The organism is Paraflavisolibacter caeni (assembly GCF_025628885.1).
Classification (GTDB): domain Bacteria; phylum Bacteroidota; class Bacteroidia; order Chitinophagales; family Chitinophagaceae; genus Flavisolibacter; species Flavisolibacter caeni.
This window is the reverse complement of sequence record NZ_JAOTIF010000024.1, coordinates 68,808-92,803: the sequence shown is the minus strand read 5'-3', so window position 1 is coordinate 92,803 and position 23,996 is coordinate 68,808. Positions and strand designations below refer to the sequence as shown.

The window sequence follows — 23,996 nt, the reverse complement described above, 5'->3', positions numbered from 1 at the left end:
TTGATCTGGTCCAGGATGGCCTTGCTGGAGGCGGCACTCAGGAACTGGGGTTTGCCGTCCCCATCGGGATCATTGAGTTTATCGCCACTGATTTTGACCACCGAGTCGGGCAAAGCATAGGTGGTTTTGCTTTTAAAGTCAAAGTCCTGGTTAAAGTTGGTATAGACGATGTCGAGTTCTTCTACATATTCTGCGCCTTTGGGGTAGCAGCCCCCCAGGGTGAGGCCCAGCAACAGCAAGAGTCCTGAGTAGCGGTTCATGGCCATAAGGAAGGTTTTAAGTACTAAGGTTGATGAGGGTTTTCCGGGGGCGGAGGCGTCTAAAGGGCAGTGGAGGATTGGCTGCAAAAGGGTCAGAGGGTACAGCGCAACGAGGATCCGAAATTGATGTAGCATCCGGGATTGCTGGACTAAAATTACAGGGGAATGGCGGGCTTAGAAAACTTCTCCCCTCCTACTCTGCTCAATATCATAAGATTTGGCAGCTCTCAAAATTATTGGCAAAATAATCATGAAATTCTTGCCATTATCGGCCTAAGCATCAAGCAAAACGACCAGGGCTTCATTTGCTTCAAGAGTTTCATGAGCTTTAAACACTGCATGCTCATTTTTATTTATAGTTGAAAAAATTACTTTACCCTGTAAATGATTGTTTTTTGGCTTGAAAATTTTTGGTTCGCCGGTCAGGTTCAACACAATTAGAAATGCTTTTTCATCTTTCCTCCTTCTTATGTAAGCTAAAGTATTGTTATCGGTTATAACCGGATAATAATCACCTGTTTGTAAAGAGGGCTCTTCCTGCCGAAGTTGAATTAAACGTTTGTAAAAACAGAGCAATGAGTTTGGATCGTGCTTCTGCAGTTCTACATTGTTTTCCAGGAAGTTTTCATCCAGTCTCAACCAGGGCTTTCCAGTGGTAAATCCTGCATGTGCACTAACATTCCATTGCATAGGCGTTCGTTGTGGATCACGACTCAGGTTTTTATCCGGCATCAACAAACCCTGAGGATCCTGCCATTCTTCTTTTGGAATAGGAACATTGCGCATGCCGATCTCATCCCCATAATACATGATCGGAGTTCCTCTTAAGGTGAGCAGAAGCAATGCTGCTACTTTGCTCTGAGCATCGCCAATGCGTTCGATCAGCCTTGAACGGTCATGGTTACCGATGACCCAGTTAGGCCAGGCCTGATCCGGCAAGGCAGCTTCATATTGGTCGATTGCAATTCCAATTTGCTGTGCCTGCCATGGGAGAAAAAGCAGTTGAAAATTACCCGGCAGATGTGCTCCTTTGTTATCTGAACCATAATAAGGTACAATCCTGTGAATGGGCAGGTATATTTCACCTAGCATTACTTTATCCTTATAATCATCTATCACTTCGCGTAAGAAATGCACCACATCATGCACCTCAGGCTGATCGCAGGAATATATTTGCAGGAGTTGATCACAATCAGGCATCTCCGGCTTATAACCCGGGTTAATGGGATTATCCCTCAACTTTTCATCCTTAGCAAGGTGCCACATGACATCTATGCGAAGGCCATCAACTCCTTTATCCAACCAGAATTGCATCACCTTCTTTATTTCCTGCTGAACTTCAGGATTCCATAAGTTCAGATCAGGCTGTTCTTTTAAAAAAGCATGATAATAATATTGCCCAGTTCTTTTATCCCACTCCCAGGCAGAACCTCCTAATACGCTCAGCCAGTTATTTGGTGGATTGCCTCCAGGTTTGGCATCATACCAGTAGTACCAATCCCGTTTGGGATTTTCTTTGGACGAACAGGATTCTATAAACCAGGGATGCTGATCTGAAGTATGGTTTGGAACAAAGTCAATAATCAGTTTCATTCCCCGATTGTGTACTTGCCTGAGCAGTTCGTCAAAATCGCTCATACTTCCAAATAGCGGATGAATGCCGGTGTAATCAGAAATATCATAACCAAGATCTTTCATGGGCGAAGGAAAGACTGGTGTAACCCAAATAGCTGTTACACCTAACCATTGCAGGTAATCCAATCGTTGGATGATACCTTGAATATCTCCAATGCCATCGCCATTGCTGTCCTGAAAAGAGCGTACATACACTTCATAGATAATTCCGGTTTGCCACCAGTGGTGCATTTCCTGCTGTGCCATATTTCATCATGGTTTAACCTCATTCTTTAAAAGATGATGCCAGTAAACTTAACATTTCTTAATAAGTATTTGTCTTACTGGTATAATTTTTTCGGCATTATTTAATGTAAAAACCTATTGTTATGGCAAACCTTCAAAGACGCAATCCAAGCAGGTATGCAGATCCATGGAGAGATCTCTTTGATATTGATTTGTGGGGCAACCGGGCTGGCAACAAAGCCACTTCACTTCCTGCTGTAAACATTGGTGAAAATGATCAAAGTTTTATGGTGGATGTAGTGGCCCCTGGTTTTAAAAAGGAAGATTTTAAGATCAATATTGATGATGATCTTTTAACTATAAGCGCAGAAACCAAACAGGAAAATAAGGAAGCAGAAGGAAAAGAGTATACCAGAAGAGAATATAGCTATAGTTCTTTTACCCGGTCTTTCCAGCTTCCTGATAATGCAAAGGCTGATGCTATTGCAGCTAAGTATGAAGATGGCATACTAAAAATCACAATACCTAAAACAGAGCAAAAACCCAAAGCATCCAAACAAATTTCTATTGAATAAATTACTGTTGAATAAAGAGTAGTGGAAACTACTCTTTATTCATTGGAAATCACTTTTTAATGATCAATTCCCACCCTTCCGGCTTTTGGATGATATGAAAGCCAATATCATATTTATACCTAAATAATTCAAATTGACAAATACCTTCATTAAGCCTGAGATTGGATATAGTGATCTTTTCTAAAAAATCAGGCAAGTCCAGCTTATGGAATATTATTTTCTTTTCCAGGGCATTGATCTCAATGTGTAAGCATGCTTGTAAAAGAATAAAAACAGCACCTACAGCCCAGGCCTGGGGAGAACAGGCAACAGGATAAGCAGTGGGACCTTCATTGGGCCTGCGTTCGAAGCCACAATACAATTCGGGTAAACGTTGTAGTTCGATATACAAAGAAGCATCGAATAATGCATTCAACACTTTTAATGTTTCTTTTTGCAGGCCATATTTTGCAAAACCGAAAGCTGTTAAAGAATTATCATGTGGCCAGATGGAACCGTTGTGATAAGACATTGGATTGTACCGGACAGCATCTTTACTCAACGTACGAATACCCCAACCGCTGAACATATGTTCACCCACCAATACTTTAGCCATCGAGCATGCTTTATCTTCATCTGCTATCCCTGTAAACAGGCAATGGCCAGCATTAGAAGAGACCACACGACAAGGCTTTTTATGGCCATCCAGAGCCAATACATAGCAATCCAGGTCACTGTCCCAGAAAGCTTCATTAAATTTTCTCTTTAATTCTTCTGCCTGTTGCAGCAAATCATTTGACAACACCTCCTCATTCAGCGCTTTTGCTAAATTGGAGGCATGCTTCTTAGCAGCATAAACGTATCCCTGTACTTCACATAAAGCTATAGGAGGTTCGCATAATTTACCGTCTGCATAACTGATCGAATCGTGTGAGTCTTTCCAGCCCTGGTTAGTCAGACCGTTCTCCGATTTATGTTTATATTCCACAAAACCGTCTCCGTCAATATCGCCATAATGATCAATCCAATGTAATGCAGCTTTCAGGTTAGACCAAATCGTTTTAATAAAATCCAGGTTACCTGTCCGCTCATAATACATACCTGCCAGCATGATATAAAGTGGCGTTGCATCTATAGTTCCATAATACTCTTTAAAGGGGATCTCATTGGTATTGGCCATCTCCCCTGTCCTTGTTTCATGCAGTATTTTTCCTGGTTCAGCATCTTTAGCCGCTATCATTTCAGTAGCCTGCATTTTTGAAAGAAAACGCAGCACATCACGGCCAATTTCCGGTGCGATCCAGAGTACTTGCATTGCTGTAATGATACCATCGCGACCAAAAGCAGTATTGTACCAGGGCACACCTGCATATGGATATTTACCAAAAGGTGTTTGCGTCAGTAGTGAGAGCAGGTCGGCCTGTGAACGGCAGATCCATTGATTGAACTGTTCATTGGAAGTAACGATCTCAGGAAAAAGTGCGCGGCTGCGCATGATATCCTCAACCCTTAAATTTTTAGCATCAGAATAGTCCGGCATGACTACTTCCTGACCAGTTGCAAAAAACTTTTCTTCCGTATTAAAAAGCACCGAATAATTTATCTTTTTGTCTTCATGAGGTACCAGGGTAAGATGAAAAGTAACAATATGGTTATTAATATCAGGTTCATCAACATTGGAAAAAACAATTTCTGTTCTTCTCTTTAAGCCATCCAGGCCATGGTAAGTAAATGCAATGGTATTTGCTGATGTACTTAATTCAGGCCTGCTTGTTTGAACCGTCCTGTTGATACCTCTTACCTCAAAAATATCTTTAAAGTCGGCCCCAAATGCTATAGAAATAGCACAGGTAAAGGTGTGGCTTCCATAATTTACGAGACATAATTCTTCGTAATATACACCGTTGCGTAAAAATTTACTACGTGAAAGATGTAGTGTACTTTCAAGAATATTGTTATTATCAAGATCCGGATTGGTGAGGTCAACCGATAGCATATCATTGTCCTCCCGGATATTGGAACTTAACAACAGGGGTTTTTTATGGTTGATCCGCAACTCAAGACGGCTTAAGAACCGCATACCCTGGTGGTAAATACCCTGAACTTTTTTTCCGTGCGGCTGTACATCTCCCCAACGGTCCAAAACAGCAAAAGTGTCAAAATGGTTCAACACTTTCACCCTATCATCATAATTGACCGAATCCGCCGGTATATGGTATTTACCTTCTTCTTCAATAACAGTCAATTCTAGAGGGTCCATAAATAATGTTTTAGGTTTGAGTATGATAACAATATTCAGTTTACCTACTGCTACACTTAATTGGCAGCTTTTTTTGACTTTTCAGCCAGTGAAATTGGAAATGCTTTGCTGTCGTGCAATTGCATTTCTATCTCCGCTTCTTTTTCTTTGATCATACGTATATATACAGCTAGATAATCCTTAGCCATCCTTTCCACGGTAAACTTTTCTTCAAAAGTTTGACGTACTATATTCCTGGGCAAAAAAGCAATTTGTTGAACAGCCGCTACAGCTTCTTCCAGATTATTCACAATAAAGCCGCTTTTTCCAGGCTGTATTACTTCCGGAACTGACCCCATTGGATAAGCGATAACTGGTGTTCCACAAGCCATTGCTTCTATCATAACAAGCCCAAAGGGCTCGCACCAATTAATAGGGAATAGCAAAGCCATTGCATTTCCCAGGAATTCCTGCTTTTCTGTTTCATTGATCTCCCCAATAAATTCAATCAGTGGGTGATCAAGTAAATGCTTTATTTCCCTTTCGAAATATTCTTTGTCTATCTTGTCCACTTTAGCGGCAATTTTCAATTGAATGCCCGCGGTTTTTGCAATTTCAATGGCCCGTTCAAATCCTTTTTCGGGTGACACTCTTCCTAATACAGCAAGGTAGCCACCCTCACCTTTTCCACACTGGAATAGAGAAAAAGGCAAACCGTGATGAATGGTTGCTATGAAGTTTGCCTGGGGCAATGGTTTGCGCTGTGTATTAGATATTGAAATAACGGGCTGATTCGTAAACTTATTATATACGTTTTGAAGGTCAGGAATGTCTAATCGACCATGAAGTGTTGTAACGTGCGGCGTATTTAAATTTTCAGTAAGCGGGAAATGCAAATAATCAGTATGAAAATGAATGACATCAAATTCTTTAGCATGTTCCAGTACTTCCTGCAACTGTACGATATGATGAGCTAATGGGTCTTCACATCCAGGATTTAACCGGAGTGCCTGCTTTACATTACTCACCAGTATTCCACTTGACCTGGAATCACCTGATGCAAAAAGTGTAACTTCATGGCCCTGTCTGACCAACTCTTCAGTTAAATTATAAACAACTCTTTCCGTTCCACCATAAAGTTTGGGAGGAACAGCCTCATATAGGGGAGCTACTTGTGCGATTTTCATGGCAGTGGATTTTTGTTTAAGTAAGACAAACACGCAATACCTATGCCGAACAAATAATTATGCCTGATTCAAAGATGGGTCATGAAAACACAATGGAGTAAAGTTCACAGGTTCAGGCATTAAAATAAAAAGAAAAGGGCCTGATTACTCAAGCCCTTGTGGAAAGATTATGTTGCTTGTTTACTTAGAGGCGTCTTTTTTCATTTCCTTGTGCATGGAATCTATCCTGTCCAGAGAATCCTTCTTCATTTCTGTTGCAGAGTCTATTTTATCCTCTCTATGCTCAGCTGTAGAATCAATCATTTCTTTTTGTTCGGAAGCTGCTGAGTCTAATGAATCCTTTTTGTTTTCTGTTGATTTACTGGCATTATTACAAGCAGCAAGAGCACCACTCAATAAACCGATCAATAATAGCTTTTTCATTTCCTTGATTTTTGGTTAAGGATCTACTGTTTATACCAATTTCGCGCAAAAAGTAACCTTCAGGGACTCTTTTGGAGTTGTTAAAACAATAAATTGTATTGATAACCTTAGTAACTAACGCCTTATTTATTCTTATCTTTTTTGAGAAACTCATCAGTAAAATGAGCTCTTTGTTTTTCAGTTGCAAATTTCTCTGCATTAAAACTGACCGATGCACCCTTAGGAATACTCAGACTTTGCCACCGCTCTGCGCAGATCATTTTGCCCACATAAACCATCTGCCCAACATGATAAGGATAATGGGCCAACTGGCGGTTAATTTTAGTATATAATCACATGCAATAAACTGAAAAGGTACTAGGGGAAGCTAACTTCATTTAATCAAATAATACTTTCAACTCGTTGGCAATAAAATAAAAAGAACCGAAAGGACTAACATCATAATATTCATATGCTACAATACTGTTGTTTTCAACTTTGTAATAGGCTACATATTTATTTGAACCGCCTTTTGCTATTTGAAACCATTGCAAGCTACCCTTATCCGGAAGCAACGCCCCAATTCCCCCAAACACAAGAACAGCTTTAATTTTTTCTGGATCATAACCATTAGGTATCGGCGCTGTTCGCATAAAGTTAATATGGTTAACCGGATCATTTTCCTTTTTCAGGCCTGTAAAAATGAGCGTCTTGTAATCCATCAGTATAAACTGCACATGATCTACTACATCTATTCCTTTTATTGAGTCTGAGCTGAGTCCAGTATTATCAGTGACGACCAACTTAAACTGATACACGCCTTCTTCAAGATTCCCTACCTTGGTTACAGCAGAGTCCGGATTTTCGATGTTGTAAGAGGCCGGCCCTGAAACTTTTGACCAATTATAGCGTGCAATTCGTCCGTTTACTGAAAAGGCGGCCGTTGCGTCTAAATAGACAAAGTTTGCAGGCCGACTAGCTGGCAACCGGATTTCCCAATTTGCTTCTGGTGGCTTTTCGTATGTATTTGCATCCGGCTGCAACTCGTTGTCCTTCTTGCAGGAATTATTTTGCAGACATACGAACACTAATATTGTGTAAACCATCAGTGCTTTGATCGCTTTCATAACTTATATAATTGAATGAACAATATTCTTCTCTTGTATGTATATAGAGATTGGTAGATAAGAACTGAGTATGGGAGATACTGCAAATTTTTCTGCTGAGCTATACTGTTAGTCAATAAAGAAGGAGTGATTCGGAGCAACTGAACCCACTTAAATAAATCATGGAAAGAACATCGTTTGTTCTCTACGGTTGTGTTTTCCCGCAGCATGATCAAGCAATTATTTGAAAAGCTAAAACAAAGGTCAAACAAATTTAGCAGGTTGCAAAAGGAACTTTTAGCAAATACTTACAAAAACAATTTCAAAGTTTATTTCATCTGGTAATCATGTGGATGGAGCGTTCATGGGACGCCATCTTCCTATTGTGCCAATCCAATTTGTTTCATCATTGCCTGATTATCCCAGAATAAATATTCTTCAATCATCTTATCGTTTTTCCAATGCCCAACTGTACACATGCTTAGTTTGAATTTCTTACCTGTTGGTTGTATCGTTTTGCTATTTGGCCCTGTCATTGGCTTAGAGAAAGTCCCTTCTATTTCTCCAACTACACAGGTCCAGTCACCGCTCCCAAATTTTATCGGATGACTAGTGATCTTTGTATCAGGTGCAAAGGAAAATAAAGGCTTCAACATGTCTATATGCTGCGGAATCAACCCGGTGGTTGTAGTGCCATCAGGATAATACACTTTAATATTGGCATCATGACTGATAGCAAGGGAATCCCACTGCTGATTGCTATAGAATTGAAAATCTAAAGAATCAAACCGTCTTAAACGCGTTTCTATTACCTGATCATTAGCACCAGTAGTGTTACCTGCTGTATCCTCACTCTTAGTAACCTGATTGGTATCAGACTTATTATTGGCGCAGCCTATTGCTGTTATGGTCACCAGACCAAAGAAAGCAACGTACAATTTAATACTGATCTTTTTCATTTTATTGTCTTTTTAATAATGATGAAAAGTGATTTCATTGTAGGGTATGCATTATAAAATGGCTAAGCCTTTCATTAAAGAGATGTTACTGCACAACAGCGTATAACTCCCATTCTCCTGGCACCCCCTTGAGCTCATGTTTGCCTTTATTCTCAAATTGAATTCCTGAGCCTGCAACTAAATCTTTCACTGTAGCAGAAACTAATACTTCACCAGCATCAGCATGCGACATTACCCGCGCTCCTGTGTGGACAGCTATACCGCCTAAATCATCTCCTACTATTTCACATTCGCCTGTATGTAAGCCTAATCGCACTTCGATGCCCAACTGACGCACAGCATTTGCAATGGCACATGCACACCTGATTCCTCTTGCCGGACCGTCAAATGTTGCAAAGAAACCATCACCTGTTGTTTTTATTTCCCGGCCTCTAAAGCGAGCGAGTTCTTTCCTGATCATAACATTATGGCTTTCCAACAAATGGTGCCAGCGTGCATCACCCAGTTCAAGAGCTTTTCGGGTGGATCCAACTACATCGGTAAATAATACAGTGGTCAATACGCGCTCCAGATCAGATTGATTCAATGTCCCTGTAAGGAAAACTTCAATCTCATCAAGAATGGGATCGGTCTTACCTACCCAAGGTATATGATCGTCTCCTTCACATTCTACCAACCTGGAACCAGGTATTTTACCAGCTATGTAACGAGCCTCTTCAATGTTTGCATCAAGGTCTCCTTTTCTATGTATCACCAATGTAGGAACGTGAATGGATGGAAGAATATTTCTAATATCAATCTCAGTATTCATACGTGCCAACGAAAGTGCATCCCCCGGGCTTGCACTTCTTCTAAGATAGGTTGCCCACCACTTTTTAAATCGTTCATCATTACTCATACTGGGCGCTATTGTGTCAATGTCCACAACGCCGCCCCATCCTTCAATTATGGCATCAAAGAATTTTTTTCTTTCTTCTGGCATAGGAGCCCATGGATATTCAACATCCCAGATCCTTTTTGCAAAAGTGCTGCACAGAATGAGTGCTGCAGTGCGTTCCGGATAAGTTGCAGCAAACAAAGCACACATCGACCCTCCTTCTGAAATCCCAAGCAGGGCTGCTTTTGGGGAACCTACTGCATCCATAACGGCACGTACATCATCCATCCGGAGTTCGAGTGTAGGCATTTGTGGTACACGGTCCGAAAGTCCTGTCCCACGTTTATCAAATATGATCAGCCGAGTGAAAGTGGCGAGGCGGTTCAGAAAACTGCTGACAGTCGGTTCCTCCCATAAAAGCTCTACATTGGAAACCCAACCCATAACACAAATTAAATCCAGCGTACCTTTTCCTATGCATTGATAAGCGATGTTGACATCACCACTTTTAGCGTATTTAGTTTCAGGGATTATCACGATACAAAGTTATGAAGGGGGTATGCAGAAGAATGGCAATCTTCATAATTATTCTTCTTTCATTAACTTAATTGAAGTTTTATATTCTTTCGATTGCAGATATAAATAGTAGAAACCAGGAGCGATCATTTCACGCGAAAAGTCAAAGTTGATAACTTCCGTAGTTTTTATTAAAGATATTTTTCCATTCGCAGCCTTATTTCCTGCGGCTGATACAAGGGTGTACAATACTTCTCCCTCCCATTTTTGCGGAAGTAAAACAGTAAAACTGCCGCTATTAGCAGGATTGGGAAAAGCTTTAGCTGCAATAAAAGGAGTTTGTTGCATTAATGGTTCTTGTGCATTCGTTTCCAACCCTTGAATACTTGATGTAGCCTGATTAGTAACGCTAAAGGCTATTGTTAGTGGTGAACCGGCAGTACCTGTACCTCCTCTTGCTGAATAAGGTGTTGCTTTTAATGTATAACTACCTGTTGGGGGCGTCCAACTGTAATAGTCTCCATTATTGTCAGCAAATAAAGCATAAGGAGCAATTGATTCGGTTGTGTTTTTATTCTGAGCGCCGGTTAAATTAAAGACCACACTGCCAACAGTAGCCGGGGAAGTATTGGCTTTAATGTTTAGACTTGTACCATCGGATGCAAGACTGATCACATCATTATTCACCATTGTTCGAATAACCTGGTTAGTGGTGGCATTTATTAGTGAAAAAGAGGAAACTTTAGCGGTTGTGCCCGTTCCTGTCAAGCTAACCGTTTTGCTTCCTGATTGACCCGAGTGCGTTATCACTAAACTTGCTGTCTGTGTTCCTGTTGTTGGTGGTTTAAACTTCACAGTAAGTTTTACATTTCTGCCAGGAGAAATAGTAAAAGGAAATGAATAAGGAGCGGCATATTTAAAAGAACTTGCCCCGGTTATGTTAATCGACGTAATCAGAATATCCTGGTTCGTTCCGGAATTGGCTATTGTTAATGATTGACTGCTTTCAGTATTAAGAACCACTGATCCAAAGTTTACAACCGAGCTGGCACTTAAGGAACTTTGTGTAAGAGCCGTACCATTTGGAGTGCTATGAGCAACCATAAAAAAATCTTCCTGTGTAAGATCCAGTGGGGTTCCCCCCCTTTTCGATGCACCTGCTGCAATATAAATATCCTGGTTACTTACTGCAACCCCGGTTCCATGACGCCCCACCTGTAGGTCTGCTAATCTCCGCCATGTGTTCGTTGTAACATTTAGGGCATGTGTTTCTTTATGCGCTTCGAGTTGAAGACCACTTTCACCTCCAATAACAATAACCTCGTTACCTAATACAGCATTTGCAGCTCCAGCTCTTGGAACCGGCAGATTACTGCCTGAGGGAAGAGTGGACCAGGTACGAGCAACAAAATCAAATACGTCTACGGAAGGAACAGTCAGTTGAAAAGTCTGGTTAGTACTTGCGGAAGACCGGCGGCCACCGGCGATATAAAGTTTATCATTTATAACCACAGCCTGGAAATGATCACGAGCATGAGGTGCATTAGGCAGAATTTTCCAGGTATTAGTTGCCGGATCATATTCATCAAACCAGTTCACCCATCCGGACCAATGTCCATCCGTTATTCCCCCAACAAGGTATATCTTATTTTTATACACAACAGTTCCGGCTGCGCCACGGCGACGGCCACTGGGTATAGTTGAACCATTGAACCATTTATCAGAAACGGGATTATACACTAAAACCTTTGTCAGTGGTATTTCATGTGGAAACGCTCCATTCATAGCTGCTACCACATAAATAAGTCCGTTTAAAGTCACTGCCTGGAAATGGTTTATTTCTATTGGCGGCTTTAATTTGTTCACCCATGTTTTATTAATGGGATTATATTCCTGCACAGGTACAATCCCTCTTCCTCCTATTAGGTAAAATTTATCACCTGCTGCTACATACGAATTTTCCTCACGTCCTGTGAAAGCACCTGAAACAGGAGTAATCGTATTCCAGAACCCGGTGGAAGCTGATGTAGTCTGTGTGGATGAGATCCGTGGAAAAGTTGCAGTAAGAGACAAACCTATAATTGCAACAAATAAAAAATAACTTTTGTAATGAAGAACTGGTTTCATTTTAAGCGTTCTTAAAATTTCATTGTGTAGTCTTAATAGTTGGATTGTGTAGTTTCAAAAGTTGGTAAGCGGAGTATACAAATATAAGCAATAGCTCCCATTGCCTCAGGGCAATTTGATAGAAAACAAGCCTATCTGTTCCTTATCAAATAAATTTTTATAACTTAATATGACTATTATGCTCAATGAAAAATGGATTTATTGGTAAAGTCTTATTAAAACAAAAAGGAGGTCATATGAAAAAAGTCCCGCTCATCTTTACCTTAGTTTCTTCTATTTTTCTTTTCAATTCTGTACATGCACAGGAACATTCTACCGAAGCGCATATTATGGTTAATAGTCAAAATCTGGCATGGAATACTGGTCCGGCCTCATTGCCTGCAGGAATTCAAATAGCAATTCTAGAAGGTGATCTTACTAAAGCAGGTCCCTTTACGGCGCGCTTGATGATCCCTGCTAATTACCGTATTGGTCCCCATTTCCACCCCGCCATAGAACATGTTACTGTTCTTGAAGGAAGTTTTTACATGGGCACTGGTAAAGAATTTAATGAATCTACAGCTACTGAGCTTAAACCCGGGGATTTTGCAGTTATGCCCAAAGAATTTGTACATTATGCTTTTAGCCGTGATAAAGTGCTCATTCAGCTGCATGGCATTGGTCCATGGGGTATTACTTATATCAATGAGGCAGATGATCCAAGAAAGAAGCAGTAATGTCTGGGCCTTAATGATCATTTAAGGGTAACCCTCTTTTTTGAAATTCTTTCCAGTTCAGATATTCATCACCTTTTCGTTTTTCAACCATAGTAATACAGTTGTCCACCGGACAGATCAGTTTACAGAGATTGCAACCAATGCATTCCTCTTCTTTGATCGTATAGGTATTATAGGGCTTGCCCCATGCCAGGTTGATAGCCTGGTGTGAAGCATCTTCACAGGCGATATAACACAAACCGCAATGAATACATTTATCCTGATTAATATGAGCGACAATATGATAGTTGATATCTAGATCCTCCCAATGTGTTAAAGCAGGAACTGTCTTCCCGATAAAATCATAGATTGTTGCAAAGCCCTTTTCATCCATCCAGTTGTTCAATCCTTCACACATGTCTTCTATGATCCGGAAACCATGTTTCATTACAGCAGTACAAACCTGCACAGTAGTTGCACCCAGCAACATAAATTCTGCTGCGTCTTTCCAGGTACTGATGCCACCTATTCCGGATACAGGTACTTTCCGTGTTATTTCATCCTGACTAATGGTTGCCAGCATTTTTAAAGCTATTGGCTTTACTGCAGGTCCACAATAACCGCCAAATACGGATTTACCTGCTACATATGGATTAGGAACGAAAGTGTCAAGGTCAATGCCTGTAATTGATTGGATCGTGTTGATCAGGGAAAGGGCATTACTTCCGGCTTCTACAGCAGCCCTGCCGGTGGGTACAACAGAGTGTACATTCGGGGTCAGCTTGGTGATCACGGGAATGGTCGCCTTTTCCATAACCCACTCTACAACCATCCGGGCTATTTCAGTATCCTGCCCAACCACAGCACCCATACCCCGTTCCGTCATGCCATGAGGACAGCCGAAGTTGAGTTCTAAACCATGGGCACCCGTGTCTTCCACCTGTTGTATGAGTTCATGCCATTTTTCTCTTGTATTTTCAGCCATTAAAGAAACGATCATGGCACGATCAGGAAATTCTTTGATCACTTCTTCAATTTCACGAAGGTTGTGTTCCAAAGGACGATCAGAGATGAGTTCAATATTATTAAACCCCATAACCCGGCTACCATTATAATTTACGGCGGAATAACGGGAGGAAACATTTTTTATTTGTGGACCCAAGGTTTTCCAAACTACGCCTCCCCAACCTGCTTCCAAAGCACGAAGCACATTCACTTTTTTGTCTGTTGGCGGAGCACTGGCCAGCCAAAATGGATTGGGTGACCGGATACCTAAAAAATTTGCAGATATATTGGCCATATTAAATTGATTAAGGGTGATGAAGAAAAGGGATATTGTGCTTAACCTTCAAAAATCGTAGGCTGTGTGCTCTCTTTTTGAAAAAAGTGTGACTCATCGCTCTGCAGATATTTCAAAATTGCCTGCGCGGCCTCCTTCCCTGCCTGTACGGCATCAACAACTTCTTTACCGCCATTGACACAGTCGCCACCAGCAAAAACTCCGTTTAAATTGGTTTTTGTTTTTTCAGTGACCTCGATCTTTCCTCCGTTATTTTCCAAAAGATTGTTTGTGACCAGCTCAGTAAAAGGCATCTGACCGGCTGCCTTGATCACCATATCCACTTCCAGCATAAATGTCTGTCCGGAATCAACTGGGAAACGCCTGCCGGAAGCATCGGCTGGACCTAAGGTCATGACACTGCATACCAGTGCATTTACTTTGCCCTTTTCCCCGATGATTTCTTTTGGAGCTGCCAACCATATGACGTTACAACCATCAAGCATTGCCAGGTCCAGCTCTTCTTCCGTACAAGGCATTTCTGCTTTTGTTCTTCTGTACACCAAGGTCACTTCTTTTGCACCCAGTCTTTTCGCTTGTGTGGCCGCATCAATAGCAGTCATCCCCATACCAATCACAGCGACCTTGTCTCCTACAGGAATTTGAGCATACGGGTTGGATCGCAATTGATGGATGAATTCAATAGCATCTACAACACCTTCCGATTGCTCTCCCGGTATATGTAATTGTCTGGCTTCTCCTACACCGATACCCAGAAAAACAGCGTCGTATTTTTGTTGCAGGTCAAACAGGGTAAAGTCTCTACCTAATGCCTTGTTGTATTTTATTTCAATGCCACCAAGTGAAGTAATATAATCGACTTCATCCGCGCAGAATTCAGGTGTTACTTTATAAGCTGCTACACCATACGTCATGAGGCCACCCCCTTTTAACTCTTTTTCATAAATCACCGCCTCTACACCTTGCCGTGATAGTACATGAGCGCAAGACAATCCGGCCGGCCCTGCACCCACTATTGCCACTCTTTTCCCGGTCGAAGGTAATCGGTCAAACAACTGCCACTTTTCTTTCATGGCTTTTTCTGTGGCATACCGTTGTAAACGGGCTATAGGGATCGGCTCTTCTTCCATTAAATTATACACACAGGCACCTTCACATAATTTTTCAACAGGACAAACCCTGGAACAACCGGCCCCGAAAATATTGGCTTCAAGGATTGTATGGGCAGAGCCCTTTATATTGTCTGTAGTTATTTGTTTGATGAACTTTGGGACATCTATGCCGGTAGGGCATGATTTGGTACAAGGTGCATCATAACAAAACAGGCAGCGATTGGCTTCTACAAGGGCTGCATCCCTTGTTTCAAATGGCGGGTGAATATCACTGAAATTGGTCCGATATTCCTCATCGCTTAATCGGTTATTAATGATAGGCATTAAAAGATATTTTAATTTACAACTCTACCAGCTTTCCATAAGTTTCCGGCCTTCTGTCCCTGAAAAACTGCCACGTAGCTCTTACTTCTTCAATCATATCCAGATCAAAGGATGCTACCAACAATTCATCTTTGTCTTCTGAAGCCTGTGCAAAGATTTGTCCGCGTGGATCAACGAAATAGGAATTGCCGTAAAACTTCCCTAAGTTCCATGGCTTCTCTTCTCCGACCCGGTTGATACAACCCATAAAATAACCATTGGCAGCAGCATGGGCCGGTTGCTCCAATTTCCATAGGTATTGAGAAAGGCCAGCAACCGTGGCCGATGGATTATACACGATCTCAGCGCCATTTAATCCCAATACTCTTGCACCATCCGGAAAATGACGGTCATAACAGATATACACGCCTACTTTTGCATAACGCGTCTGAAATACCGGATACCCTAAATTTCCAGGCTTAAAGAAAAATTTTTCCCAAAATCCAGAAGTATGCGGAATATGATTTTTCCGGTATTTGCCTAATAAGGTTCCGTCGGCATCAATTACTGCTGCTGTATTGTACAAAACGCCCGGCTGTTCTTTCTCGTAAATGGGAACTATCATGACCATACCATATTTTTGGGCATATGCTGACATGCGTTCTGTGGTAGGTCCGGGTATAGGCTCTGCCGATTGATACCAGGCCTTGTCCTGCCCCGGACAGAAGTAAGGAGTGGTAAAAATTTCCTGTAGACAAAGGATCTGAACCCCTTGTCTACCTGCATCTTCAATATATGGAATATGCTTTTGGATCATGGCTTCTTTGATTTCCTCAATGCTGCCCTCTCCTTCTGTTTTAGATAAACTCATTTGTATGAGACCCGATGTAATCATTCTTGCCATAGTAAACTTTGTATTATGAACGTTGAACTATAAACTATACAATCCCTACTACTTTATTCCTCTTGATAAATTGCCCATATCCTTTTCCCACCAGGCATTTATTTTGATCAATAGCAACTTCCCCTCTTAATAAAACTGTTTCGACTTTCCCGGTCACCTCCCAACCTTCATAACCCGAATAATCCACATTCATGTGGTGTGTTTGAGCAGAAAGTACATGCTTTTTATCAGGATCAAAGATCACAATGTCGGCATCGCTATCTACCGCAAGAGTTCCTTTACGCGGATACATGCCAAAGATCTTTGCCGGATTGGTAGAGGCAACTTCCACAAACTTGTTAGGCGTGATTCTTCCCTTATGCACCCCCTCGCTGTACAATAATTCCAACCGGTTCTCGATGGCTGGATGACCGTTAGGAATTTTTGAGAAATCATTTGCTCCCATCATTTTTTGTTCCCATAAAAAAGGACAATGGTCAGTAGCTACCACATTTACCAATCCCTGGTTGATACCAGCCCATAGTGTTTCCTGGTCCTTCTTTTGACGCAAAGGCGGACTCATTACCCATTTAGCGCCCTCACCATCTTTCTCATATAGTGAGGCATCCAGAAGCAGGTATTGAATACAGGTCTCTACAAATACTTTCTGATTCCTTCTGGTGGCATTACGTACCGCATTCAACGCGCCCTCACAGGTAAGGTGAACTATATAACCGGGACATCCGGTATAGTTGGCCATATCTACAAACCGCTCTGAAGCTTCGGCTTCGGTTACTTCTGGTTGTGAGAGATAATGATACAAAGGGGTTAATTTTCCTTCTGAACGGTGTTTTTGGATCAGGTAATCGATCATATCGCCATTGGTAGCGTGTACATTGATCAAACCGCCTTGCTTTTTTACTTCTTCCATTAAACCGATCATCTGCCGGTCATCGATCATTAATGCTCCTTTATACGCCATGAAGGTTTTAAATGATGTAATACCTTCTTCAATCATCTCCTTGATTTCCGGCTTTACTTTATCATTATAATCCGTCACTGCCATATGAAAGCTATAATCACCCACAGCATTGCCCACAGCCCTTCCATTCCACTCATCTAATGCTTCCCTTAGCGAATGCCCTTGCTTTTGCAGTACAAAGTCAATAACGGTCGTCGTGCCTCCAAACAGGGCTGCCCTTGTTCCTGTTTCATGTGTGTCACTGGAAAACGTGCCCATAAAAGGCATGTCTAAGTGAACATGTGGATCTACTCCCCCGGGAAACACCAGCATGCCATTGGCATCAATACTTCTCTCTGCTTCAAAAGGCAAATCCTTTCCTATTGCCTTGATCTTTTCCCCTTCGATGAAAATATCAGCATGATAATCATCGGCTGCTGTTATAACTCTTCCGTTTTTAATAAGTACTGACATGGTAAATTTCTTCTTCTTGTAAGGGAATGGCCTGAACGGCAGGTACTTCCTTTCTCATGAGCAACCAGTAGCTTATTCCGGATAAAAAGAACCCTACAAACCAGGCATAATTATATAACTGTGAGATCCAGGCGGGAACAGCATCTTGCGGTATGAGCTTAACGGTTGTCAAAAAACCAGGTACATTGGGTAATATGCCCAGCACCAAGGCAATGAGGGCATAATTATTAAACCCGTTTCCAAAACTGTAATATCCGTTGTGTTCATATAAGGCTTTTGTATTCAATCGTTGCCGGCGGATGAAGTAATAATCTGCGATCATAATGCCGCCAACTGGTCCCAGCAAACTCGAATAACCCACCAGCCAGGTGAAAATATATCCATTGGGATCTGCAATAAGTTTCCAAGGGAAAATAAGTATGCCGATAATGCCTGTGATCAATCCCCCGGTTTTGAAGCTAATCTTTTGCGGAGCAAGATGGGCAAAATCATTGGCCGGACTGACTATATTGGCGGCGATATTGGTAGCCAATGTAGAAACCGCCACGGCAATCATGGCTATGGTGATAATAACTTTGCTTTCAAACTTTTCAGCCAAAACCAATGGGTCCCAGATGGCATTGCCATATAAAATGATAGTTGCCGAGGTCACAACAACGCCAATAAACGCAAAGAGCGTCATGGATGGTGGTAAACCGATAGCCTGGCCTATAACCTGTGCTTTCTGGCTTTGGGCATAACGGGTAAAATCAGGAATGTTCAACGAAAGTGTTGCCCAGAAACCAACCATACCTGTCAAAGCCGGAAAAAAGAAATTCCAGAAATGAGCATTCGTGGCAAACCTTGAAGGTTCTTTTAAAATAGGCCCCAGTCCATTGCTGGCTGATATAGCCCAGAAAAGTAAAGCCAAAGCAGCAATGGGTAGAAAGAAGGCCTTAAAGACCAATAATTTTTTGATGCTTTCCACACCCAGATAAACTACATACATGTTCAAAAGCCAGAATAGGAAAAAGGTAATAGCCGGCCCTGTTTCCAAACCAAAAGAAGCAGGAAAGATCCGGGGTAAGGTGGCTAAGGAAGGAATCCAAAGACGTAGCATTTGATAAAGCGCATAACCACCAATCCATGTTTGTATACCAAACCAGCCGCAGGCAACAATAGCACGAAGTATGGCTGGGATATTGGCCCCTTTGACGCCAAAGCTGGCCCGGGCAAATACAGGAAAGGGAATTCCATACCTGGCACCGGCACGTCCGTTTAATATCATCGGAATTAGCACCACTGTATTACCGAGAAATATGGTAAGTATGGCCTGCCACCAATTCATGCCGCCGCCGATTAGCGAGCTGGCCAGCATATAGGTGGGAATGCAAAGACTCATGCTGATCCAAAGTGCCGCATAGTTCCAGGTGTTCCACGTTCTTTTAAAAGTTGGAACCGGAGCAAGATCCTCACTGTATAAAGATGAAGACGTCAACTCATCCCTGAGAGGCTTTTTTTCCTGCATATCGTTCGATTTTAAATGGTCATCCAAAATCAATCACTTCACATATTCATCGGCAATTTCAATCGCTTTACTGATCATCGTCAATCCTTCATCAACCTGCTCATTTGTAATACATAAGGGTGGGGCTATAAAAATGTAATTCCAGCGAACAAAAGTGTACATACCTAATTCTCTTAGTTGAGCAGCAACCTTATTCATGATCACCATTTCATCGGACCTGGCATTGAAAGGCGCCATAGGTTCTTTAGTTTCCCGATTTTTTACCAGTTCCAGACAACCTAATAAACCTGTGTTCCGGAAATCACCAATACTGGGATGTCTCAGTTTTAGTTTGCCTACTTCCTGATCAATATAAGCACCCATAGTAGCCGCATGCTCTATGAGATTTTCATCTTCATATATATTCAAAACTTCCACAGCAGCGGCACAGCAAACCGGATGGGCTGAATAGGTTAATCCCAGCCAAAGTACCTGGTCATCAAAGCGGGAAGCAATTTCATCAGAAACGATTAAGGCCCCCAAAGGAAGGTAGCCTGAAGTAATTCCTTTGGCAGTAGCGATCATATCGGGCACAACATCATAATTATTGACGCCGAACCATTTACCGGTTCTCCCAAAGCCGCTCAACACTTCATCGGCTATCAATAAGATACCATGCTGGTCACAAAGAGCCCTGATCTTTGGCAAATAATCAGGTGGATATTTGATACATCCCGATGTACCACTTTCTCCTTCCATGATAATGGCAGCAATATTTTCCGGTCCTTCAAATTCAATTATACGCTGCACGTGACTGACACATTCCCGCTGGCACCAGGTGATTTCTTTTCCCCACGGACAACGGTAACAATAGGGATCTTCCACATGAATAACATTGGGAACCTGTTGTGCGTCATTGGCTAATTTCCGCGGGTCGCCGCCAGCCGTCATTGCACCATAAGTAGCGCCATGAAAGGCCCGGTACCTGGCAATGATTTTAGGACGCCCGGTGAATAATCTTGCCAGTTTCATGGCATTTTCAATGGCCTCTGCCCCGCCTATCGTAAATAAGGTTTTGGTGAGATGACCTGGTGAGATCTGGGCCAGTTTTTTTCCCAATTCACCCCTTGCCTTGGTGATACAACTAGGTGTAACATAACTAACTTGTTGCATTTGCGCGGCTACAGCCGCTGTTACCCGCTGGTGACCATGCCCGATGTTTACATTCATCAGTCCTGAAGAAAAATCCAGATACCGCTTCCCATCATAATCGTATAGATAAACACCTTCACCATATTTGACTGAAATAGGATTGATTCCTTTTTGCTTGCTCCAGGAAAACAGTGTATAAGCCAGGTTATCCTGTACAATCGCTTCCGTTTCTGTCTTTTTTACGTATGATTCCAGCATGGCCTGTTGATTTTAAGTGAAAAGCCTGTGCATCCGCTTAACTCATCCAGTTGATACCCGACTCAGGATTCCATTTGACGGTACTTTTTTTCAGCTTCGTCCAGAATTCGATGGAACTTTTTCCGGTTATATCACCTACGCCAAACTTGCTCTCATTCCACCCGCCAAATGAAAACGGTTCTCTCGGAACGGGTACACCCACATTAACACCGATCATTCCAGCACTGGCGCGCTCTATAATATACCTGGCAGCACCGCCATTTTGAGTAAATACAGATGCCGCATTTCCATAGGGGCTGGCATTTTCGATAGCCAGGGCTTCATCAACGGTATTGGTACGCATGATGCTGATGACAGGTCCGAATATTTCTTCCCGGGCAACCGCCATATGCGGTTGTACATAATCAAGCACCGTAGGACCCACATAGGTACCGTTTTCTTTACCTTTTACTTGAACGTTTCTACCGTCTACCAATACTTTGGCACCTTGCTGTTCTGCCTCTGATATATATCTTTCTATTCTTTCTTTCGCCTCTTTGCTGATAACAGCGCCCAGGTTATCACCTGGGATTATCTTTTTAGCTTCTTCTACAATTTTTTGAATAATGTGATCGGTATTGCCTACAGCCACCATAGCGGAAGCAGCCATACATCTCTGTCCCGCACACCCGCTCATTGAAGCGGCAACATTTTGAGCTGTCATAGAAGGTATAGCATCTGGTAATACCATTATATGGTTTTTAGCTCCACCCAATGCCAGGCACCTTTTATAATGATGCGTAGCCCGCTGGTACACTATTTTAGCTACTTTGGTAGAACCAACAAAGGAAACTGCTTCTATATCCGGATGATCACAAATAGCTTCTACGATTTCTGTAGCACCATGCACAATATTAAATACACCATCAGGCAATCCCGCTTCTTTTAATAAGGAAGCAATACGTCCGGCACTTAGAGGAACTTTTTCACTAGGCTTCAGAATCATACAATTACCTAAAGCAAGCGCATTGGGGATGGTCCAATTAGGCACCATACTGGGGAAATTAAAAGGTACTATTGAGGCCACTACGCCCAATGGAACGTGTTCTGTCCTGCATTCCACGCCTTTGCTCACTTCCAATACTTCCCCGGTTATCAATTGAGGTAATGAACAGGCAAATTCAGTCAGTTCAATACATTTTTCTATTTCTGCTACTGCTTCTGCCATTGTTTTCCCATTCTCTTCGCTGACCAATCTGGCCAGATCCTGAAAATGTTGCTCCAGTAAAAATTTGTAACGAAAGAAAACCTGTACTCTTTCTTTTATGGGAGTTTTCGACCAGGCTGGGAAAGCAGCTTTGGCTGCATGCACTGCTTTGTTTAATTCTTGTGTAGTGGATAAAGGCACCTTTGATAAATACGTTCCATCAATAGGAGACACCACATCCAAAAAACAGGAAGTTCCAGAAGTTAAGAAATTGCCATTGATAAAATTTTGAACCAGGGCGTATTTCATAAGCGTTCTTATACTGTACAATTTAATGATTTTTTTAAGGGGAAAAAATACTTTTATGTACTAATCTTCAGCTTCTTAAAGCGGTGGTTCCCTCTTCCCAATTCTTCAAATATTTGCAGGGTTTAAGTTGCTACTGGGATTCAAATGATCCCGCCAGGCGCTCAACGGTTTATGTCATCAATATGCATTTTCTGATTTTAAAAAACATGTATTTTCTTGTAACCTTTTACAGCATCACTTAATCTATCAGAAAGATTGTGTCTTTGCCATAATGTTCAAATAAATTTAAGGAGGGTGTTATGAATTCAACCAACCCATCAACAAAACCCAGCTTCTTTGCTTCAAAAAATCTAAACCTGATTTCACTCATTGTACTGATTATTATTTGCTCCATCATTGCGGTAAACTTTTCTTTTGATAATGCACGTGATAAAGAACCAACCGGATTCGATGCAGTCATTGTAAAGAATGCAACAAAATTGTTTGAAGATGGGAAAAACATTTTCCGTTTTGAAACTTATGGTGACGAAGCGTTCTGGACCGGCAAACTGGAAATGCATCGGGCTATTAATGGTGATAAATTGGGCGGTGTTGGTCCCGGCCTTGATCCTAAAACAGCGTTATCGTTAGGACTTAAGATTGATGCAGATGCCATACCCAAGGAAATTCTCAATAAAATTAAGAGTGGGGAAATCAAGTTAGATTTAACTAACCCGGCCGTTACCCGTGCCTTGATAAAGTTAAATGCTGTGCTGGGCGTGGTGGGTACTTTTGATGATAGTAAATCAGATGTAATTACAAAACTTGGCGGACTATCTAAAATAAATGTATTAACTGGTGTTGTTGGTATACTTAAAGATGAAAATGCTTTAAAACAAGTAGGCTTTACCTGTGCGCTCTGCCATTCAACAGTTGATAATTCGTTTGCACCTGGCATAGGGAAACGATTAGATGGTTGGGCGAATCGGGATTTGAATGTAGGCGCTATCATTGCCCTGGCACCTAAATTAGATCCCGTCCTTACAAATTTGCTGGGCGTTGATTTAACCACGGCAAAAAAAGTATTGCATAGCTGGGGACCCGGCAAATTCGATGCAGAGCTTAACCTGGACGGAAAGGCTCTACGGCCTGATGGGAAAAGCGCTGCTACATTGATTCCTCCAGCTTTTGCTATGGCTGGTGTAAACAACCATACCTGGACCGGAGGCTGGGGAACCACTACTTATTGGAATGCGTATGTTGCCAATTTGGAACTGCGAGGTCAGGGTGTGTTTTTTGATGAAAGATTAAATAATGCTGAAAAGTATCCTATTGCAGCCAGGGAAGGATTTGGAAACAAAAGAAATTCGCCCGATTTGGTTACTTCAAAATTAGCTGCATTGCACTTTTATCAATTGGCGATCCCAGCTCCAAAACCTCCGGCAAATAGCTATAATAAAAGTGCTGCAAAAGAGGGTGAAGCATTGTTTAATGGAAAAGCTAAATGTGCCACCTGCCACGTACCTCCCATTTATACTGAGCCGGGATGGAATACACATATGCCGAGTGATATTTGTATAGATGACTTTCAAGCCAAACGCTCACCAAACGAAACCTATAATACAGCTAAACTTGGTGGTCTGTGGACGCATCAAAAAGGTGGATTTTATCACGACGGCCGCTTTGCTACTTTACTCGATGTAGTGAATCATTATAACAGCTGTGAAAAACTCAATCTTGGCTTGACTGAACAAGAAAAACAAAACCTTGTAGAATACCTTAAATCACTTTAAAGGATTTGAATTTACTGA

20 protein-coding genes are annotated in these 23,996 nt (G+C 41.8%); 3 read left to right on the top strand and 17 right to left on the bottom strand.

Features of this window, described 5'->3' with window-relative positions:
• Positions 1 to 266, bottom strand: a 266-nt coding sequence (locus OCK74_RS22350) for a hypothetical protein (RefSeq protein WP_279299318.1), incomplete at its 3' end; no start/stop codon positions are given.
• A gap of 267 nt (positions 267 to 533) precedes the next feature.
• A complete protein-coding gene (locus OCK74_RS22345) occupies positions 534 to 2,141 on the bottom strand; it encodes an alpha-amylase family glycosyl hydrolase (protein ID WP_279299317.1) in 1,608 nt (535 codons plus the stop codon).
• Positions 2,142 to 2,263: 122 nt separating this feature from the next.
• Here OCK74_RS22345 and OCK74_RS22340 point away from each other — a divergent pair, with 122 nt between their 5' ends.
• Entirely contained in the window at positions 2,264 to 2,695 is a 432-nt protein-coding gene (locus tag OCK74_RS22340) for an Hsp20/alpha crystallin family protein (RefSeq protein ID WP_279299316.1), read from the top strand.
• 49 nt (positions 2,696 to 2,744) lie between these two features.
• On the opposite strand, the gene OCK74_RS22335 is transcribed toward OCK74_RS22340, so the two are convergent.
• From OCK74_RS22335 to OCK74_RS22300, 8 genes are all read right to left on the bottom strand, one after another.
• Positions 2,745 to 4,934 carry an amylo-alpha-1,6-glucosidase gene (locus tag OCK74_RS22335; protein ID WP_279299315.1) on the bottom strand — a complete coding sequence of 730 codons (2,190 nt, stop codon included), beginning with the start codon at positions 4,932 to 4,934 and terminating at the stop codon, positions 2,745 to 2,747.
• A 56-nt stretch (positions 4,935 to 4,990) separates the two neighbouring features.
• Positions 4,991 to 6,100: a glycosyltransferase family 4 protein gene (locus OCK74_RS22330; RefSeq protein ID WP_279299314.1), complete on the bottom strand. Its 1,110-nt coding sequence runs from the start codon at positions 6,098 to 6,100 to the stop codon at positions 4,991 to 4,993.
• 180 nt (positions 6,101 to 6,280) lie between these two features.
• Positions 6,281 to 6,523 (bottom strand): hypothetical protein, encoded by a 243-nt coding sequence (locus OCK74_RS22325; protein ID WP_279299313.1) that lies wholly within the window; start codon positions 6,521 to 6,523, stop codon positions 6,281 to 6,283.
• A 122-nt stretch (positions 6,524 to 6,645) separates the two neighbouring features.
• The gene (locus OCK74_RS22320; RefSeq protein WP_279299319.1) at positions 6,646 to 6,843 is read right to left on the bottom strand and encodes a DUF1572 family protein; all 198 of its coding nucleotides are present in this window, start codon (positions 6,841 to 6,843) and stop codon (positions 6,646 to 6,648) included.
• Positions 6,844 to 6,900: 57 nt separating this feature from the next.
• Complete coding sequence (locus OCK74_RS22315) at positions 6,901 to 7,629, bottom strand: PKD domain-containing protein (protein WP_279299312.1); 729 nt, start codon at positions 7,627 to 7,629, stop codon at positions 6,901 to 6,903.
• A 359-nt stretch (positions 7,630 to 7,988) separates the two neighbouring features.
• The gene (locus tag OCK74_RS22310) at positions 7,989 to 8,567 is read right to left on the bottom strand and encodes an ester cyclase (RefSeq protein ID WP_279299311.1); all 579 of its coding nucleotides are present in this window, start codon (positions 8,565 to 8,567) and stop codon (positions 7,989 to 7,991) included.
• 85 nt (positions 8,568 to 8,652) lie between these two features.
• Positions 8,653 to 9,981 (bottom strand): adenylate/guanylate cyclase domain-containing protein, encoded by a 1,329-nt coding sequence (locus OCK74_RS22305; RefSeq protein ID WP_279299310.1) that lies wholly within the window; start codon positions 9,979 to 9,981, stop codon positions 8,653 to 8,655.
• 48 nt (positions 9,982 to 10,029) lie between these two features.
• A complete protein-coding gene (locus OCK74_RS22300; protein WP_279299309.1) occupies positions 10,030 to 12,087 on the bottom strand; it encodes a Kelch repeat-containing protein in 2,058 nt (685 codons plus the stop codon).
• A gap of 236 nt (positions 12,088 to 12,323) precedes the next feature.
• Here OCK74_RS22300 and OCK74_RS22295 point away from each other — a divergent pair, with 236 nt between their 5' ends.
• Positions 12,324 to 12,803, top strand: a complete 480-nt coding sequence (locus OCK74_RS22295) for a cupin domain-containing protein (protein WP_279299308.1) — start codon at positions 12,324 to 12,326, stop codon at positions 12,801 to 12,803.
• Between the two features lie 10 nt (positions 12,804 to 12,813).
• On the opposite strand, the gene preA is transcribed toward OCK74_RS22295, so the two are convergent.
• From preA to OCK74_RS22260, 7 genes are read right to left on the bottom strand one after another with little or no spacing between them, the layout of a single operon-like run.
• Positions 12,814 to 14,082 carry an NAD-dependent dihydropyrimidine dehydrogenase subunit PreA gene (gene preA, locus OCK74_RS22290; RefSeq protein ID WP_279299307.1) on the bottom strand — a complete coding sequence of 423 codons (1,269 nt, stop codon included), beginning with the start codon at positions 14,080 to 14,082 and terminating at the stop codon, positions 12,814 to 12,816.
• Positions 14,083 to 14,123: 41 nt separating this feature from the next.
• Entirely contained in the window at positions 14,124 to 15,518 is a 1,395-nt protein-coding gene (locus tag OCK74_RS22285) for an NAD(P)-dependent oxidoreductase (protein WP_279299306.1), read from the bottom strand.
• Between the two features lie 16 nt (positions 15,519 to 15,534).
• Complete coding sequence (locus OCK74_RS22280; RefSeq protein WP_279299305.1) at positions 15,535 to 16,401, bottom strand: nitrilase-related carbon-nitrogen hydrolase; 867 nt, start codon at positions 16,399 to 16,401, stop codon at positions 15,535 to 15,537.
• Positions 16,402 to 16,435: 34 nt separating this feature from the next.
• On the bottom strand, positions 16,436 to 17,815 hold the full coding sequence (gene hydA / locus OCK74_RS22275) for a dihydropyrimidinase (RefSeq protein ID WP_279299304.1): 1,380 nt from the start codon (positions 17,813 to 17,815) through the stop codon (positions 16,436 to 16,438).
• Positions 17,799 to 19,322, bottom strand: coding sequence for an NCS1 family nucleobase:cation symporter-1 (locus OCK74_RS22270; RefSeq protein WP_279299303.1), 1,524 nt, complete (start codon positions 19,320 to 19,322; stop codon positions 17,799 to 17,801). Before OCK74_RS22270 ends, hydA begins: the two co-directional genes overlap by 17 nt.
• A 33-nt stretch (positions 19,323 to 19,355) precedes the next feature.
• The gene (locus OCK74_RS22265) at positions 19,356 to 20,711 is read right to left on the bottom strand and encodes an aminotransferase class III-fold pyridoxal phosphate-dependent enzyme (protein ID WP_279299302.1); all 1,356 of its coding nucleotides are present in this window, start codon (positions 20,709 to 20,711) and stop codon (positions 19,356 to 19,358) included.
• Between the two features lie 37 nt (positions 20,712 to 20,748).
• Positions 20,749 to 22,206 (bottom strand): CoA-acylating methylmalonate-semialdehyde dehydrogenase, encoded by a 1,458-nt coding sequence (locus OCK74_RS22260; RefSeq protein WP_279299301.1) that lies wholly within the window; start codon positions 22,204 to 22,206, stop codon positions 20,749 to 20,751.
• Positions 22,207 to 22,505: 299 nt separating this feature from the next.
• On the opposite strand from OCK74_RS22260, the gene OCK74_RS22255 reads away from it, so the two are divergent.
• Positions 22,506 to 23,978, top strand: coding sequence for a hypothetical protein (locus OCK74_RS22255; RefSeq protein WP_279299300.1), 1,473 nt, complete (start codon positions 22,506 to 22,508; stop codon positions 23,976 to 23,978).
• Positions 23,979 to 23,996: the final 18 nt, after the last annotated feature.

Bases quoted from the DNA above. Each gene is read 5' to 3' on its own strand.
- OCK74_RS22295 (WP_279299308.1), top strand. From the start codon at position 12,324: ATGAAAAAAGTCCCGCTCATCTTTACCTTAGTTTCTTCTATTTTTCTT.
- OCK74_RS22300 (WP_279299309.1), bottom strand. From the start codon at position 12,087: ATGAAACCAGTTCTTCATTACAAAAGTTATTTTTTATTTGTTGCAATT.
- OCK74_RS22285 (WP_279299306.1), bottom strand. From the start codon at position 15,518: ATGCCTATCATTAATAACCGATTAAGCGATGAGGAATATCGGACCAAT.
- OCK74_RS22270 (WP_279299303.1), bottom strand. From the start codon at position 19,322: ATGCAGGAAAAAAAGCCTCTCAGGGATGAGTTGACGTCTTCATCTTTA.
- hydA (WP_279299304.1), bottom strand. From the start codon at position 17,815: ATGTCAGTACTTATTAAAAACGGAAGAGTTATAACAGCAGCCGATGAT.
- OCK74_RS22315 (WP_279299312.1), bottom strand. From the start codon at position 7,629: ATGAAAGCGATCAAAGCACTGATGGTTTACACAATATTAGTGTTCGTA.
- OCK74_RS22260 (WP_279299301.1), bottom strand. From the start codon at position 22,206: ATGAAATACGCCCTGGTTCAAAATTTTATCAATGGCAATTTCTTAACT.
- OCK74_RS22255 (WP_279299300.1), top strand. From the start codon at position 22,506: ATGAATTCAACCAACCCATCAACAAAACCCAGCTTCTTTGCTTCAAAA.
- OCK74_RS22310 (WP_279299311.1), bottom strand. From the start codon at position 8,567: ATGAAAAAGATCAGTATTAAATTGTACGTTGCTTTCTTTGGTCTGGTG.
- OCK74_RS22325 (WP_279299313.1), bottom strand. From the start codon at position 6,523: ATGAAAAAGCTATTATTGATCGGTTTATTGAGTGGTGCTCTTGCTGCT.
- OCK74_RS22265 (WP_279299302.1), bottom strand. From the start codon at position 20,711: ATGCTGGAATCATACGTAAAAAAGACAGAAACGGAAGCGATTGTACAG.
- OCK74_RS22330 (WP_279299314.1), bottom strand. From the start codon at position 6,100: ATGAAAATCGCACAAGTAGCTCCCCTATATGAGGCTGTTCCTCCCAAA.
- OCK74_RS22340 (WP_279299316.1), top strand. From the start codon at position 2,264: ATGGCAAACCTTCAAAGACGCAATCCAAGCAGGTATGCAGATCCATGG.
- OCK74_RS22345 (WP_279299317.1), bottom strand. From the start codon at position 2,141: ATGGCACAGCAGGAAATGCACCACTGGTGGCAAACCGGAATTATCTAT.
- OCK74_RS22335 (WP_279299315.1), bottom strand. From the start codon at position 4,934: ATGGACCCTCTAGAATTGACTGTTATTGAAGAAGAAGGTAAATACCAT.
- preA (WP_279299307.1), bottom strand. From the start codon at position 14,082: ATGGCCAATATATCTGCAAATTTTTTAGGTATCCGGTCACCCAATCCA.
- OCK74_RS22280 (WP_279299305.1), bottom strand. From the start codon at position 16,401: ATGGCAAGAATGATTACATCGGGTCTCATACAAATGAGTTTATCTAAA.